We start from the raw sequence: 14,884 nt of genomic DNA, 5'->3' as shown, positions 1-14,884 counted from the left end.
CTGAACGCGCTACTCCTGCAAACGGGCGATCTCTTCGCCAAACTCTCGCACATCCTCAAAGCTGCGATAGACGGAGGCAAAGCGGATGTAGGCCACCTTATCGAGCTTCTTCAGCGCATCCATCACCAGATTGCCGACCATCTTGGTCGCGACCTCACGCTCGCCGGTGGCGCGCAGCTGGGATTTAATATGGCTGATGGCCATCTCGACATCGTCGGATTTCACCGGGCGCTTCTCCAGCGCTTTCAGCATGCCGCTGCGCAGCTTCTCCTCGTTGAAGGGCTCCCGCACACCGTTGCTCTTGACCACCCGGGGCATCACCAGTTCGGCCACTTCAAAGGTGGTAAATCGTTCATTGCAAACCAGACACTGGCGACGGCGGCGCACCTGTGAGCCATCGCCCACCAGACGCGAATCAATGACCTTGGTATCGACAGCGGAACAAAACGGACAGTGCATAACTCTTCCTGGACGGCTTCGGGGTCGCCATAGTGTACCCTCAACCTCGCCGACAACAAAGGGAGACGGCCCTTCGATTGCCGGGAAAATCACACAACCGCACGATAAAACGCATATTTCGCCGGACATATCCCCGGGATCGCGCTCAGCGAGCCCAGGATATACCACCGGCGCACGCCGCGGGGAAAATAGCCTGGTATCCGCCGGCGCCGCTAATAAGATTCACTTTAATGAATATTCTTTTTATTCGCATATAAATAAAAAATTCATTCCGCCCGACACTGGTTAATTATTGAGCAGGAATTCACATCTCTGCGCCCTTGGCGAACTTTATAATAATAAAAAAGGAGATCATTTATTTATGGAACAGAATACATTTATAGAAAAATACTTTACGCCGCGTCGGCACACCGACAGCGTGAAATGGGACGGTTTACAGGAGAAATTCGGCGATGACGATCTGCTCGCCATGTGGGTTGCCGATATGGACTATCGCTCTCCTGACGCCGTCACCGATGCCCTGCTTCAGCGGGTGCAGCACGGCGTATTCGGCTACAGCCAGATACCCGAGGCGTATTTTCAGGCGTTTATACAGTGGCAGCAGCAGCGGCACCGCTACCCTGTCCAGCGCGCGTGGCTGCGCTATACGCCCGGCGTCGTCACCGGCCTGTACTGGCTGATCAACGCCTTCTCCCGCCCCGGCGACGCCGTGATGGTCAATACCCCGGTGTACTATCCGTTTTTACAGGCGATCCGCGACTGCGGGCGTACGCTGATCACCTCCGATCTGATCAACCATCAGGGGTATTACAGCATGGACTTCGCCGATATGGCGGAGAAGATCGCCGCTAACCGGGTACGGCTGTTTATTCTCTGCTCACCCCACAACCCGGTGGGGCGGGTCTGGCAAGAGCAGGAGCTGGCGCAGCTGCTGGCGCTGTGCGAACAGCATAACGTGCTGGTCATCTCCGATGAAATCCATCAGGATCTGGTGCTCGACGGTCAGCACCAGCCGAGCGCCACCGTTGACGACGGCGCATTTCGAGCGCGCATTCTCACCTTCGCCGCCGCCTCCAAAACCTTCAATCTCGCCGGGCTCAAGAACGCCTTCCTGATCGTTGAGCACCCCGCGCTGCGGGAGACCTTTGATGACTATGCCAGGCGCGTGGCCCACACCACCAACGGCAGTCTGCTGGGGTACTACGCCATCGCCGCCGCCTACCGTCACGGCGCCGACTGGCTGCAGCTGGTGCTCTCGATCATTCGCAGCAACTATGACTATATCGACACCGCTCTGCGCCGGGCGCTGCCCCTGATCCAGATTTCGCCGCTGCAGGGAACCTACCTGATGTGGATCGATCTGCGCGCCTACTGCAGCGACGAGGCGCTGCCGCAGCTGATCCAGCAGCGGGGGCGGCTGGCCGTCGACTATGGCGCCTGGTTTGGCGACGCAGGGCGCGGTTTTATCCGCCTGAATATCGCCACCTCGCCAGAGTATATTCGTCAGGCGGTCGACAATATCATCATGGCGCTGAAATCGTCCTAATATCGTCCCTCTCCGCCGCCGCGCGCTGCGCGCCGGGGCGGAGTCACCACCCATACATAGCGAGCGCGCGGTGAAAAACGACATCACTCGCCGCCGCTTTCCCCTGACCCGGCGTCAGCTGTCCCGGGTGCAGAGCCACGGATCGCCTGCGCAAAGGACTGACATCATGAGCACCAAAGAGCTAAAACGGGTATTGGGTCGCTCCGACTTAATGGGGATCGCCGTCGGCCAGATTATCGGCGCGGGGATCATGTCGCTAACCGGCGTGGCCATCGCCATGACCGGCCGATCGGCCAATTTCGCCTTTCTCATCTCCACGCTATTCGTCATTGCGGCGGCCATTCCGCTGGTCTTCGTCAACAGCTGCCTGCGTCTACGCGGCGGGGCCTACACCCAGACCAGCCTCTTTATCGGCGCAAAATGGTCCGGTCTGTACATCATCCAGTACGCCATCGGCTGTATCTCCATCTCGCTGTTTACCATCTCGCTGGCGCAGTATCTCCACCCTTTCCTGCCCATCTTCAGTGAAAAGGGCATCGCCATCGTCGTGCTGACGCTGTTCTTCATCATCAACTACTTTGGGGTGGCCAACGCCGCCCGGGTGCAAAAGCTGATGGTGCTGTGTCTGCTCAGCGCCCTGCTTCTGTTTACCGTCTTCGGCCTGTTTAAAATCCAGCCGGGCTTCTTCAGTCCGCCGGACTTTCTCACCCACGGCATGCTTGGCCTGCTGCAGACCGCGGCGCTGCTGGTATTCGCCACCGGCGGGGCCGAGGTCATCGTCGACGTCAGCGGCGAAGCCAAAAACCCCAAGCGCGACATCCCGCTGGTGGTGATTGTCTCCACGCTCACGGTCGCCCTGTTGTATTGCCTGATGTGCACCGTAGCCTCCGGCGTCCTGCCCGTGGCCGACGTCGCCGACAAGTCATTAATTTTGGTGGCTGAAGCGATCCTTCCCCGCCCGCTGTTCATCTACTTTGTCATCTGCGGCGCTATTTTCGCCCTGGCCACGACCCTCAACGCCAAAATCAGCACCTGCACCAAACCTATCCTGCAGGCCTGCGACGACGGGTGGTTCCCCCGGCGACTGGCCTACCTGCATCCCCGCTACAAAACGCCGGTCTATCTGCTGATGATTTTCTACCTGATTGGGCTGATACCGATCCTGTTTGACTTCAGCATGGGCACCATCGCCAGCGTGGTGCTGCTGCTGGCCTACAGCTTTAAGATCGTGCTCGCCTATAAAGTGCTGGATCTGCCCAAGCTGTTTCCCCAGCAGTATGCCGAGTCGCCATACCGGGTCTCTCCCCTGGCGCTCCGCTGGCTGATCGCCCTCTCGGTGTCCGGCATTACCTTTCAATGCTACCTGCTGCTCTCCCGCGCCAGCGCTTTTCAGCTGTGGGGACTCGCGAGCGTCGTCGTTTTCGGCATTCTCTACTGCCACTGGCGCTATCCCCATATCGCCCACGCAATCGAAGCCAGCCATGAGAACGAGTAACCGCTACCGCCGGACAGGCTCCGACTCAGGCGCCATATCCCCACGATGCCACCTCACCGGAGGGCCGTCATGCCATACCCGCTGATCTTCTCCCCGCTGGCGCTGACGCCGCACTGTACGCTGAAAAATCGTCTGATTAAGAGCGGCCAGTCCACCTGGCTGTGGAATCAGGACGGTAGCGCTCAGAATAGCCGCGCCGCCGATCTGTATGAAAACATCGCCCGCGGTGGCGCCGCCGCCATCGTTTTGGGCGGCTGCGCCATCGAGGAAACGCCGGGGATCTACCTGGGTCTCTGGGATGACCGGTTTATTCCCGGCCTGCGCCACCTGGCGCAGCGGGTACAGCGCCACGGCTGCAAGCTGTTTGCTCAGTTCCACCACTCCGGGCCGGCGGCCTGGCCACGCCTGGGCGCGCCGCCCATCTCGTCATCAACCCTGAGCATCGACGAGATCCCGATGAAACCGCCGCTGGCCAACCCCTGTCAGGGCATGACGTTGGCGCAGATCCGCTTCCGCCAGCGACAGATCGTCGACGCCTGCGTCCGCGCCGATCGCGGCGGGCTGGACGGCATGGAGATCCACGCGGCCCACGGCTACCTGCTAAACAGCTTCCTCAGCCGGGTATGGAACCGACGCCAGGACGAATATGGCTGTCAAAACGTGGAAAACCGCACCCGTATCGTGCGCGAGATCCTGTACGCCGCCCGCCTGCGCTGCCGCCCCGAGTTCGTGCTGGGCGTGCGAATCAACGGGCGTGAATACGGCGCCGATGGGGCCATTACTATTGAAGAAGCGATGGAGAATGCCGCCGCGCTGGAGCAGGCCGGCGCCCAGTTCATCAACGTCGCCGGCTACGGCTACGGCAGCGCCCCTTTTCGCTACTGTCCCGACTACTTCCCTTATCCCGAGCCCGATGACTTTATGCAGCCCTACATGGCTAGCTGGCACGACAAAGGGCTGTGGACCGACTCTGCGCGCCAGATCCGCAACGTGGTTAGCGTACCGGTGATCACCGCAGGAAGAATGGACGAAGATCGGGCGGAGCGCATCCTGCGCGACGGCGATGCCGATCTCATCGGCCTGGGGCGAACGCTGTGGGCCGATCCCGACTTCCCGCAAAAGGTGCGCCAGGGGCGTCCTGAGGACGTCATGCGCTGCACCCGCTGCGCCAGCTGCGAAGATCCGGTCACTCAGCCGCGGATCTGCCGGGTCAACCCTTCGCTGGGCCGTGAGCGCGAGCTGGCTATCCAGCCTGCGGCCCAGCCTAAGCGCGTCATGATCATCGGCGCGGGTCCCGCCGGGATGGAGGCGGCACGGGTGGCGGCGCTGCGCGGTCATCGGGTCACGCTGTACGATCGCGCCCCCGTGCTCGGTGGACGGATCCGCCTGGCGGCGATGATCAAAGGGTGCGACGTGGAAAACGTCCTCCCCCTCTATGATTGGCTCAGCACACAGTTGGCCAAATCCACGGTTACTCTACGCTTAGATGTCGAGGTAACCGAGGCGCTGGTGCAGCGCGAGCGGCCCGACGCCATCGTCATCGCCAGCAGCGGAGAGTATCCGCTGCCCGCCCTTCCCGGTATCGATCTACCCCACGTCCTGAGCATCAAACGGCTTGCCCAGCGCGCCGCGCTCCCCCTGCGCCTGCTCGGCCCCCGGCTGCTGGAACGTCTGACCCGCCTCTATCTGCCGGTAGGACAACGGGTGGTGGTGCTTGGCGGACAGATCGAGGGGCTGCAGGGCGCCGTATTTCTACGCAAGCGTGGACGTACGGTCACCGTGGTAGAGTCCGGCGCGGAGGTGGGGAGCGGGATCCCGGAGCGCTATCTGCAGCGTTTACTGCCGTGGCTACAGCGTAAAGAGGTCACCCTGCTGACAGAAACGCGCGTCTTGTCAATTCAGCGTCATGAGGTCATCGTGTGCGACAAGCTAGGGCAGCGCCACACGCTTCCCTGCGATACGGTAATGGTGCTGATACCCCAAGCGCCTGCGCGAAAACTGGCGGACGCCCTCACCCCCCTTGTCGCGGAGCTGCACCAGATTGGCTCGGCGCTGGGGGCAGAAAACGGGCTGCTGAAGCACGCCCTGCTCGACGGGCGGCGCATCGGCTGCACTCTGTAAGTCAATAAATATCCCCCGGCATCGCCGGGGGTCAACAGACAGAAAAAGGCGCCCACAGCGGACGCCGCTCTGCCATATTTACAGGAGCACGCCGACCTCCCGCCCCTGTGCCAGGGCATCGACGATCAGGCTGTGTCGAGCGCCGTTGATCGAGCCGATCGTATGTACCTCTATTCCACGCGCGCGCAGGGCATCGGCCAGTTCGGTCGCCGGGCTCTGCCGGGTCAGCACCAGCACCGAATGACAGGGCTCGCAGCGGGCGACGCCCGCCTCCGTGACGATATGAACACCCTCCCGATCAATGCGCTGCCAGCGTACGCCGGTATGCAGCGTGACCCGCGGATGCTGCCGCAGCCAGGCCAGCGCACGCTCCCGATAGCGGGGCGGTATCCCCTCGCCCAGCTGCGCCGAAGGCTCCAGTACGGTGACCCGTTTGTCGCGCTTGGCAAGAAAGACAGCCCCCTGGATACCCTCGATCTGCCCGCCGAGAATCACAACACGCGATCCCAGCGGCAGCGCGATCCGACTCAGCCGATTAAGCAGATCCGGACCAAACACGCGCAGCGGCCAGGCCGCCAGACGCGCCAGTGACTTGACCCCCCGGACATTCCAGCGCTGAATACCGGGAATATCCGGCAGCGCATAGTTACCCCCGGTCGCCACCACCACGGCATCCGGCTTTAGGGCGGCGACCGCTTCGACGCTCATGGACTGATTCAAGCGGATCTCAATGCCGGCGCCGCGCTGCACCTGACGCGTCAGATAGTGCAGCAGCGGCTGCACATCCTCGACCTCCGCCCCTTTGATCATCGCGGCCAGCCACAGCCGCCCCCCCAGGCGCGGCGCCGCGTCGCACAGCGTTACCTGATGACCGCGTAGCGCTGCCACCCGCGCGGCCTCCATTCCGGCGGGGCCAGCGCCGATCACCAGAATGTGCCTGGCCTGTACGGCCGGGTGAATGGCCAGCGCGTGCTCGCGACCCAGCGCCGGATTCACCCGACAGCGGCGCGCGGCGCGCGGGGGATCCTCACAGGTGGCGCAGCGGTTACAGCGCACGATATCGAGAGACCGCCCCTCCCGCAGCTTATTGGGAAAGGCCGGATCGGCCCACAGCATACGGCCATAGGCGATGATATCCGCCTTCCCCTCCTGCAGCAGCCGCTCCCCGCGCTGCTCATCCATCCGCCCGACCGCCACCACCGGAATCCCGACGTGAGGCTTGATCGCCGCCGCACCAACGGCATAGAGCCCGTCATGCCGGTAGCGCGCCATATAGGGGCGCATCGCGGGCTCCGGCTCCGGATAGGGAAAATAGTCCGGCACATAGGTCATCGGTAGCGGACCAAACCCATAGCCGCTCACGCTGATATAGCAGGCGCCCGCCCGCTCCAGCGCCTGGGCTATCTGGATAGACTCCTCCAGCGTCATCGCCCCCTGCGCCATAAACTCCTCACCGTTGATGCGCACGCCGACCGGAAAATCCTCCCCCAGCCTGGCCTTGATACCCCGAATGATCTCCACCATCAGCCGGGTGCGGTTTTCAATGCTCTGGCAACCATACTCGTCCTCGCGCCGATTCCACACCCGGCTGAGAAAGCTTTGCAGAAAATAACCGTGGGCGCCGTGCACCTCGACCCCGTCGAACCCCGCCTGATAGGCGCGTACCGCCGCTGCAATATAGCGCTCGCGGTGCATGGCTATCTCATCCCGGGTGACGCCGCGGCTGGCATGCAGATAGGGGGCGGGCGAAGGCAGCGCCGCCTGCTCCAGCGCGGCGGCGCCAAAGGGAGGGCCGCCGTGCTCATCGCTGGGCGCCGAGGGACCGGTGTGGTGAAACTGACAAAACACCACGCAGTCGTGGCGGTGCAGGGCCTCCACCAGCCGTCTCATCCCGGCGATATACCGATCGTCAAACAGCGCGCCGTAGACCCCGCCGGGGTGGGCCGGATACCACAGGATCCCGGCGATCACGATCATCCCCGCGCCGCCCTGGGCAATGCTGTCGTAAAAATCCACCACCCGATCGCTCATCGCATACTCCTCTCCCCAGTACATCGTGGACTGCGGTGACTTCATGATGCGGTTTTTCAGCGACAGCGTGGGCGTCAGCGCCAGCGGTGAGAGCAGGTGTGTGTAGTCGGCCATGGAATTCCCCTTACGGTAAACAGCGGGCGATATGGGTGCCGCCCAGCGCGGACAGCGGTAAGACGAATGCAATATGTACGCCACGCCAGCGGGGCTGCCCCCTCTCGTACGCCGGCCCCGCGGACCACCGCCGCACCCGGCGCCGGCGCAAACGCCCAAGCGTTGCGTTTTGACCAGTAGCCGCTCGACAAATATGGACGTTTTTATACATACAGAGCAAAAATCCGCTCCTCTTCTTACCCGCCATCGCCGCCGTCGGCGGCGCCTCACGCCATAGCCCGGCTGGTACAGACCTTGCTTACCGTGTACGGCGGGCTCCGCAGCGGCGCAGACGCGCCGCCGGAATCCCGCGCTTACCGCACAGGAGGTGTGCTATGTCGCGTTTTGCAGGGAAGGTCGCCATTGTCTCCGGCGGCGCACAGGGCATTGGCAAAGCGATCGTCTGCGGCCTGCTGCAGGAGGGCGCCGAGGCGGTGGTGATCGCCGACGCACAGGCAACGCTGGGAGAACGGGTGCTCGCCGTTCCGACGGACGTCAGTCGTCAGCGGGACGTCGCGCAGCTGATCGCGCTGACGCTGGAGCGCTACGGCCATATCGATCTGCTGTTCAACAACGCCGGGATCTGCCGTTACAACCTGTTTTTAGAAGAGAGCGAGCAAAGCTGGGAAACCACCTTCAACGTCAACGTCAAGGGCATGTTTCTGCTGGGCCAGGCCGTCGCCCGCGCCATGGTGGAGCGCGGCACCCGTGGCGCCATCGTCAATACGGCCTCGATCGCCTGTGAGTTAGTCTCCCCCACCACCGCCGCCTACGCCGCGTCCAAGGGCGCGGTGATGCAGTTAACCCGGGTCATGGCGCTGGAGCTGGCCCAGCATGGCATTCGCGTGAATGCCTTTGGCCCGGGCGCTACGCGAACCGACATGACCGCGCAAAGCCGCGCGAATCCGCAGCGCAGGGCCATGTTCATGTCCAAGCTGGTGGATCAGCGCTACGGCGAGCCGGACGAGATCGCCGCCGTGGCGCTGTTCCTGGCCAGCGACGAAGCCAGCTTTATCAACGGCGCGTGCTATTACGTCGACGGCGGCTACCGCGTTCAGTAGCCCCCTACGCTGAGGAGAGTCATCTCATGACACGCTTTAACGACAAGATTGTGCTGGTCACCGGCGGCGCCAGCGGGCTGGGGGAAAACCTGGTTCGGCGCCTGGCAGACGAAGGCGCCCGAATCGCCATCGCCGATAGCGATGCGCTGGCGACGCAGGCGCTGTGCGATAGCCTGCCCGAGCGCGCCTTTCCCTTCCCCTGTGACGTCAGCGATCGGGCCGCGGTCATCCGCATGGTCAGCGACGTGGTCGCGCATTTTGGCCGCATCGATATTCTGTTTAACCACGCCGGCATCGGCATTTTTACCCCATTGATGGAGATCACCGAGGCGGCGTGGCGCAGGGTTATCGACATCAATCTGAACGGCTGCTTTTGGGTCGGGCAGGCGGTGGCCCGCGAAATGATACGCCTGGGGATCCGCGGCATCATCGTCAACACGGCGTCGATAGGCGCTCTGCGCGCCACGCCATACTCCGCCGCCTATGGCCCCAGCAAAGCCGGCGTTGTACAGCTGACCCGCCTGATGTCGCTGGAGCTGGCCCCCCACGGCATTCGGGTCAACGCCGTATGTCCCGGATCCGCCATTACGCCGCTGACCGAAGCCACGCGCAGCAACCCCGAGAAGTACCAGCGCATGCTGCAAAAGTACAGCGTTGGCCGCTTCGCCCATCCAGAGGAGATCACCGCCGTGATGCTGTTCCTCGCCTCGGATCGCGCCGCCTATGTCCACGGTGATAGCTACATCGTTGACAGCGGCTATACCACCCACTGACCCTCAACGATGGAGATCGCATTATGATTACACGCATGGGGATCGTTTCGCGGCGGCAGGATCTCAGCCGTGAACAGTTTCTTCACCACTGGCGTGAGGTACACGCCCCGATCGTCTGTGCCATGACGGGGATCCGCCGCTACCAGCAAAACCGGGTCGTCGATTGCCGCCAACACGGTATCCAATTCGCCCACGATGAGCATGAAACGCTAAAAGCCGACGGTTTTTCCGAACTGTGGTTTGACGATTTGCACGCCATGCAGCGCGGAATAACCTCGCAAGCGGAGGCTGCCCAGGCCGATCTAGCCCGGTTTACTCAGGTATGTCCCGTGGTGATCTTACTCAAGCATGAAGTCGTCACCTTACCCAGCCCCGCCGCCGCCGGGATTAAACGCATCACCTTCCTGCGTCGTCGACCCGAGATAAGCGCAGAGCAGTTTCAAAACGCGTGGTTTGGCCCTCATGCCGAGATGGTCAAACGCATGCCCGGCGTCATCGGCTATAACCAGAACATTATTCTGGATCGTCTGGTGGATGGCGTATCCGCGCCGTATGACGATTACCCCTATGACGGCGTTGTTGAGCTCTGGTTTGCCGATCTGGCCAGTCTGGAAGCCAGCTTTGCCTCACCGACCTATGCACAGATCGCCGCCCACGGACAGACCTTTATTGCCAGCATGACCACCTTCCTCGTCGAAACCGCGCCTATCGCAGGCAGCGCGTCACAGGAGAGCTCCACATGATCACCAGTTGGGAATTGCTCATGCGCAGCCCCCCGTCAACACCCGAAACGCGTCCCCTTGCCGGACAAGATCCGGCCAGCGCGGCGCCGTCGTACCCGACGCTACGTCGTCTGGTGCGCCATCGCGTGATAGATACCGCGCAGCGCGGCGTCGACTTTCCACGCTGTCCCGTCGATGCCAATCTTTTTATAGAAATAGCGTGCGATGATCTGTTTCAGCTGATGCAGGCTTACGACGATCCGGTACGGCAATCCCTCATGGGTGAGATCGATCCGGCCCAGCCGCCAATCCGCCTGATCACGCTCAAGAACAACATCATCCCCACGCCAGCCCCTCTTCCCCCACGCCTCAAACGCGTCTCTTTTATTCAGCGGCGCCCGGAGATGTCCCCCGAACGGTTCCGCCATGAGTGGTGGGATATCCACGGTGATTATCTCCGTCGTTTTCAGGGAGTACGGGGCTATCAGCAAAGCCTGATCCTGGGGCGCAGCGTCGCAGGACGTCCCTGCGCCTACGATGAGGTCGCCATTGACGGCATTGTCGAACTCTACTTCGACGATCTGGCGGCCCTGGAGGCCGATTTCGCTTCCGAAGCCGGACAGCGGGCGCAGCGCCATGCCCACAGCTTCCTGCAGGCCGTCTCGACCTATCTCGTAGAGCAGGAGCGGATCATTCCCTAACCGGATTCACCGTATGACACACTGACAGGGAGGTGCTATGCAACGCTGGCTTATTTTACTGGCCTCAGGGGTTATTCTGTGCCAAGTGTCCTATATCAATATCTGGAGTCTGTTCCAGCAGCCGCTGCTGGCCTATATCCCCGGCGCCACCATCTCCCAGATCGTGCTGGTCTATTCGCTGCTGCTGATCTTTATTGGCCTTACGGCGCCCTTCGCCGGGCGCATGATGGACAGATTCGGGCCGCGTATCGTCATCAGCGCGGGCTGTGCGCTGTGGGCGTTGGCCTGGTATCTGGCCTCCTTCGCCACCCAAATGTGGCACCTGTATCTCACCGCGGGGATCCTGGCGGGAATTGCCGATGGCTTTATCTACACCAACTGCGTGGTCAACGTAGTGCGCTGGTTTCCGGATAAAAAGGGGCTGGCCGGCGGTGCGATCGTCGCCTTTGCGTCGCTGGGGCCCTTCCTCTGGAAGCCGATCGCCATGGCCTACTTCGACCCGAGCCACCCCACCGCATTCTATGCGCTGTCGGCCCTGATCTTCCTGCTGACCATGGTGCTGCTGGCGCTATTTCTCTCCGCCCCCCCCGCCGGCTATCAGCCGCCGGGGAGACGACGAGAGAATACCCCAGCCCCCCTCGGCGGCCCCGAGATCCCCCCCCCGGGCATGGTGCGCGACCCGGCGTTCTACGTGGTGTTCCCCACCTTTAGCCTGGCCGTCGGCTCCGGCGCGGTGATGGTAGGCCACTCGGTCGCTATTGCGGTCAATCAGCTAGGGCTGGACGTGGCCGATGCCGCCTCAACGGTCACCGTCTTCGCCTTTTTCAATCTGGCCGGACGCCTGCTCTGGGGAGCGCTCTCTGACCGCTTCGGCCGATTTGCCTGTCAGGCCGCCATCTTTGCCCTCTACTGCCTCGGTGCCCTGGCGCTGATGCGCGCCGACACCCGACTGCTCTTTATGGGCGGCTGTGCCACCTTCGCCCTATGCTGGGGCGGCTCCTACGCCGTCTATCCGGCCATGATCTCCGAGCTGTGGGGCAGTAAGCATCTGGGCGTCAACTACGGCATTCTGTACCTGCTGGGACCGGCAAGCGGCAGCCTGATTTTTCCGCGCATTGCGGCGCAGGCCTACGAACGCTCCGGCTCCTATGCCCAGGCCTACTACGCCATCATCGTTATCGCCCTGATCAGCATTGCCGGTATGCTATGGCTGCAAAAGCGGCAGCGGATCCCCGTGATTGAATAGACCGTTGGTATATATTCAACATATTATATTTTATTATAAAATTTATGATCGTCCGCTGTGCGGCGGCGATCATAAAGCGACCCAAAAGCGCTACTGCTCCACCCGACGCCTTTGCTACTCTGCTGTCCAGGATACTTTCCTGGAGCAGACCCCATGCCTGATACCGCCGCCGACCGCGCCCTCAGCGCCTGTAAAAACGCGGCGGAGCTATCGCCGCTGCTGACCGATAGCCTGCTGTGCGAATGGCTGGCGCAGATGAACGCCCTGGGCGCCGGCATCGCGATTATGCGCCCCGATTTACGCCTGCTTCATACGGTGGGCGCCGACTTTCCGCCCGCTGTATGGCGAGCGGAGGCGCTCGCCGCGAGCGCCGCCGCCCAAATTACGCCCGCGCACCCGGTGGCCTGGCTCAGCCCGGCGGAGCATCCCCCTCACGATCTGCAGGATCAGGCCAGCTATGCCTGGCTTCACACGCCGTCGACGGGGGAGAGCGCCTATATTCTGTTAATTCTGCTGCCCGCATCCCTGTACTCGCCGGTGTTTTTACTGATGATGCACCACTTTCGCCGCCGTCTCTCCCCATCGGGCGCCGTCGCCCTTCCCGCCCCTCCGCTCGACCAAGGCGAGCCGGCGCGGCAGGATGGGCTGATCGGCCAAGCGCCGGCCTTTCTACGCGCCTGGCGCACCATGCTGCGCGTTGCGGGCGGCAGCAGCTCCATCATGCTAAGCGGTGAAAGCGGCACCGGCAAAGAGCTGTTCGCCCGCGCCATCCATCGCCACAGCCCACGCGCCGCCCGTCCATTTATCGCCATCAACTGCAGCGCCATCCCCAGCGGCCTGATCAGCAGCGAGCTCTTTGGCTACCGCGAAGGCGCCTTTACCGGTGCCCGACGCGGCGGCGCCAGCGGCCAATTTGAGGCCGCCCACGGCGGGACGCTGCTGCTGGATGAGATCGGTGAGCTGCCGCTCGATGCCCAGGCGATCCTGCTGCGCGTGCTGGAGGAGCGCACGGTGGTACGTCTGGGCGATACCCGGGGGATCCCCATCGATGTGCGCATTATCACCGCCACCAACCGCGATCTGCGGCAAATGGTGCGCGAGCGTACCTTTCGCCAGGATCTCTACTATCGACTCAACGTCATTCCCATTGTGCTGCCGCCGCTGCGCCAGCGACCGCAGGATATCCCGCTGCTGGCCCACTTTTTTCTCGCCTCGCTGGGGGGCAGCCGCGTGACCGCCATCGAGGCGGAGGCCATGGCCCGCCTGTGCGCCTACCGCTGGCCGGGGAATATTCGTCAGCTACGCAACGTCATCGAGCGGGGGATTAACTTTACCGACGGCGCCACCCTGCGCTGCGGCGATCTGCCGCCCGAGCTCGACCAACCGGAGGAGGAGTCGACGTCGCCGGACAGCTATGCCGCCTGGGAGCGGCGCCAAATATGGACCCTGATGCAGCGCTACCGCGCGAATAAGACCCGCATCGCCCAGGCGCTGGGGATCTCTCGCAGTACGCTGTATAAAAAAATCCGCCATTACGGACTGTAATGGCGGATTGTTCCGTCTGCGTTGGCCGCCCTTAGCGGCCATTCGCATCGCTTATGGCAGCAGCGAAGGCTGATCGGCGCCCTCTTTCTCCACTTTCTGCTGCAGCATGTGCTCACGCTTCATGCCCAGCTTCAGCGCCAGTGCCGAGGCGACATAGATAGACGACACGGTACCGATGGAGACCCCGATCAGCATGGTCAGCGAGAAGCCTTTCAGCATCGCGCCGCCAAAGACGTACAGACACAGCACCACCACCAGCGTGGTAGCAGAGGTCATGATGGTACGGCTCAGGGTCTGCGTTAGCGAAACGTTCACGATCTCATAAGGCGTACCGCGACGGATCTTGCGGAAGTTTTCGCGGATACGGTCAGAGACCACGATACTGTCGTTGAGCGAGTAGCCGATAACCGACATCAGCGATGCCACGATGGTCAGATCGATCTCGATGTGGAACAACGACAGCACCCCGAGCGTGATCACCACGTCGTGCGCCAGCGCCAGCACCGCACCGAGGGCCAGACGCCACTCGAAGCGGAAGCCGACGTAGATCAGGATACTGATCAGCGCCACCAGCAGCGCCATGCCGCCGGCCTGCGCCAGATCGCTGCCCACGCTCGGACCGACGAACTCGATACGCTTAACGGAAGCATTGCCATCGATGACCTGCTCGACCACCGCCACGACCCGGTTACCCAGCTCCTGACCCGCGTTGCCGCTAATCGGCGCCATGCGGATCATGATGTCGCGGCTGCTGCCGAAGTTCTGCACCACCGGCTCGTCAAAGCCTGACTTCACCAGAGCGGCACGCATCGCATTGAGATCCGGTGCTTTCTCCACCGTCAGCTCAATCACCGTCCCGCCGGTGAAGTCCAGGCCCCAGTTGAAGCCCTTCACGTACATCACCAGACAGGAAGCCAGCAGCAGCAGCCCGGAAAGCGTGAAGGCAACGTAATCCCAGCGCATAAAGTCAATGACCTTACGCCCATGGTTAAGTTGTTCAACGGTATAATCTTGTGCCATTCCCTAACCCC

The 14,884-nt window shown here is 62.4% G+C and carries 12 protein-coding genes; 9 read left to right on the top strand and 3 right to left on the bottom strand.

The genetic code is table 11. The features are described 5' to 3' along the window. Positions 1-9: 9 nt before the first annotated feature. Positions 10-459: a transcriptional regulator NrdR gene (nrdR, locus tag L1P05_RS04770; RefSeq protein WP_012847837.1), complete on the bottom strand. Its 450-nt coding sequence runs from the start codon at positions 457-459 to the stop codon at positions 10-12. A 361-nt stretch (positions 460-820) separates the two neighbouring features. On the opposite strand from nrdR, the gene L1P05_RS04765 reads away from it, so the two are divergent. The 3 genes from L1P05_RS04765 (at position 821) to L1P05_RS04755 (ending at position 5,621) form a co-directional block, all read left to right on the top strand. After that, a complete protein-coding gene (locus L1P05_RS04765) occupies positions 821-2,005 on the top strand; it encodes a MalY/PatB family protein (RefSeq protein WP_015683283.1) in 1,185 nt (394 codons plus the stop codon). Positions 2,006-2,075: 70 nt separating this feature from the next. After that, a complete protein-coding gene (locus L1P05_RS04760; RefSeq protein ID WP_012847835.1) occupies positions 2,076-3,500 on the top strand; it encodes an APC family permease in 1,425 nt (474 codons plus the stop codon). Positions 3,501-3,569: 69 nt separating this feature from the next. After that, positions 3,570-5,621 carry an oxidoreductase gene (locus tag L1P05_RS04755; protein WP_012847834.1) on the top strand — a complete coding sequence of 684 codons (2,052 nt, stop codon included), beginning with the start codon at positions 3,570-3,572 and terminating at the stop codon, positions 5,619-5,621. A gap of 78 nt (positions 5,622-5,699) precedes the next feature. Here the strand turns inward: L1P05_RS04755 and L1P05_RS04750 are convergent, their stop codons facing one another. Further along, positions 5,700-7,766, bottom strand: coding sequence for an oxidoreductase (locus tag L1P05_RS04750; protein WP_012847833.1), 2,067 nt, complete (start codon positions 7,764-7,766; stop codon positions 5,700-5,702). Positions 7,767-8,140: 374 nt separating this feature from the next. On the opposite strand from L1P05_RS04750, the gene L1P05_RS04745 reads away from it, so the two are divergent. The 6 genes from L1P05_RS04745 (at position 8,141) to L1P05_RS04720 (ending at position 13,853) form a co-directional block, all read left to right on the top strand. Next, positions 8,141-8,866 (top strand): SDR family NAD(P)-dependent oxidoreductase, encoded by a 726-nt coding sequence (locus tag L1P05_RS04745; protein WP_012847832.1) that lies wholly within the window; start codon positions 8,141-8,143, stop codon positions 8,864-8,866. A gap of 26 nt (positions 8,867-8,892) precedes the next feature. After that, on the top strand, positions 8,893-9,639 hold the full coding sequence (locus L1P05_RS04740; RefSeq protein ID WP_012847831.1) for an SDR family NAD(P)-dependent oxidoreductase: 747 nt from the start codon (positions 8,893-8,895) through the stop codon (positions 9,637-9,639). A 23-nt stretch (positions 9,640-9,662) separates the two neighbouring features. Then, the gene (locus L1P05_RS04735; protein ID WP_012847830.1) at positions 9,663-10,382 is read left to right on the top strand and encodes an EthD family reductase; all 720 of its coding nucleotides are present in this window, start codon (positions 9,663-9,665) and stop codon (positions 10,380-10,382) included. Further along, complete coding sequence (locus L1P05_RS04730) at positions 10,379-11,062, top strand: EthD family reductase (protein ID WP_012847829.1); 684 nt, start codon at positions 10,379-10,381, stop codon at positions 11,060-11,062. Before L1P05_RS04735 ends, L1P05_RS04730 begins: the two co-directional genes overlap by 4 nt. Before the next feature lie 37 nt (positions 11,063-11,099). Further along, positions 11,100-12,308, top strand: coding sequence for an OFA family MFS transporter (locus tag L1P05_RS04725; RefSeq protein WP_012847828.1), 1,209 nt, complete (start codon positions 11,100-11,102; stop codon positions 12,306-12,308). Positions 12,309-12,461: 153 nt separating this feature from the next. Then, positions 12,462-13,853: a sigma-54 interaction domain-containing protein gene (locus tag L1P05_RS04720; RefSeq protein ID WP_012847827.1), complete on the top strand. Its 1,392-nt coding sequence runs from the start codon at positions 12,462-12,464 to the stop codon at positions 13,851-13,853. Between the two features lie 51 nt (positions 13,854-13,904). On the opposite strand, the gene secF is transcribed toward L1P05_RS04720, so the two are convergent. Next, entirely contained in the window at positions 13,905-14,873 is a 969-nt protein-coding gene (gene secF / locus L1P05_RS04715) for a protein translocase subunit SecF (protein WP_012847826.1), read from the bottom strand. Positions 14,874-14,884: the final 11 nt, after the last annotated feature.

The sequence above is a fragment of the Edwardsiella piscicida genome, from assembly GCF_021733145.1.
GTDB classification, from domain to species: domain Bacteria; phylum Pseudomonadota; class Gammaproteobacteria; order Enterobacterales; family Enterobacteriaceae; genus Edwardsiella; species Edwardsiella piscicida.
The sequence above is the reverse complement of the archived record's forward strand: the minus strand, read 5'-3'. Positions and strand labels throughout refer to the sequence as shown.

What these genes read in the sequence shown, in the direction of transcription:
- L1P05_RS04750 (WP_012847833.1), bottom strand. Translation starts at nt 7,766, where the DNA reads ATGGCCGACTACACACACCTGCTCTCACCGCTGGCGCTGACGCCCACG.
- L1P05_RS04765 (WP_015683283.1), top strand. Translation starts at nt 821, where the DNA reads ATGGAACAGAATACATTTATAGAAAAATACTTTACGCCGCGTCGGCAC.
- L1P05_RS04720 (WP_012847827.1), top strand. Translation starts at nt 12,462, where the DNA reads ATGCCTGATACCGCCGCCGACCGCGCCCTCAGCGCCTGTAAAAACGCG.
- L1P05_RS04725 (WP_012847828.1), top strand. Translation starts at nt 11,100, where the DNA reads ATGCAACGCTGGCTTATTTTACTGGCCTCAGGGGTTATTCTGTGCCAA.
- L1P05_RS04740 (WP_012847831.1), top strand. Translation starts at nt 8,893, where the DNA reads ATGACACGCTTTAACGACAAGATTGTGCTGGTCACCGGCGGCGCCAGC.
- nrdR (WP_012847837.1), bottom strand. Translation starts at nt 459, where the DNA reads ATGCACTGTCCGTTTTGTTCCGCTGTCGATACCAAGGTCATTGATTCG.
- L1P05_RS04730 (WP_012847829.1), top strand. Translation starts at nt 10,379, where the DNA reads ATGATCACCAGTTGGGAATTGCTCATGCGCAGCCCCCCGTCAACACCC.
- L1P05_RS04745 (WP_012847832.1), top strand. Translation starts at nt 8,141, where the DNA reads ATGTCGCGTTTTGCAGGGAAGGTCGCCATTGTCTCCGGCGGCGCACAG.
- L1P05_RS04755 (WP_012847834.1), top strand. Translation starts at nt 3,570, where the DNA reads ATGCCATACCCGCTGATCTTCTCCCCGCTGGCGCTGACGCCGCACTGT.
- secF (WP_012847826.1), bottom strand. Translation starts at nt 14,873, where the DNA reads ATGGCACAAGATTATACCGTTGAACAACTTAACCATGGGCGTAAGGTC.
- L1P05_RS04735 (WP_012847830.1), top strand. Translation starts at nt 9,663, where the DNA reads ATGATTACACGCATGGGGATCGTTTCGCGGCGGCAGGATCTCAGCCGT.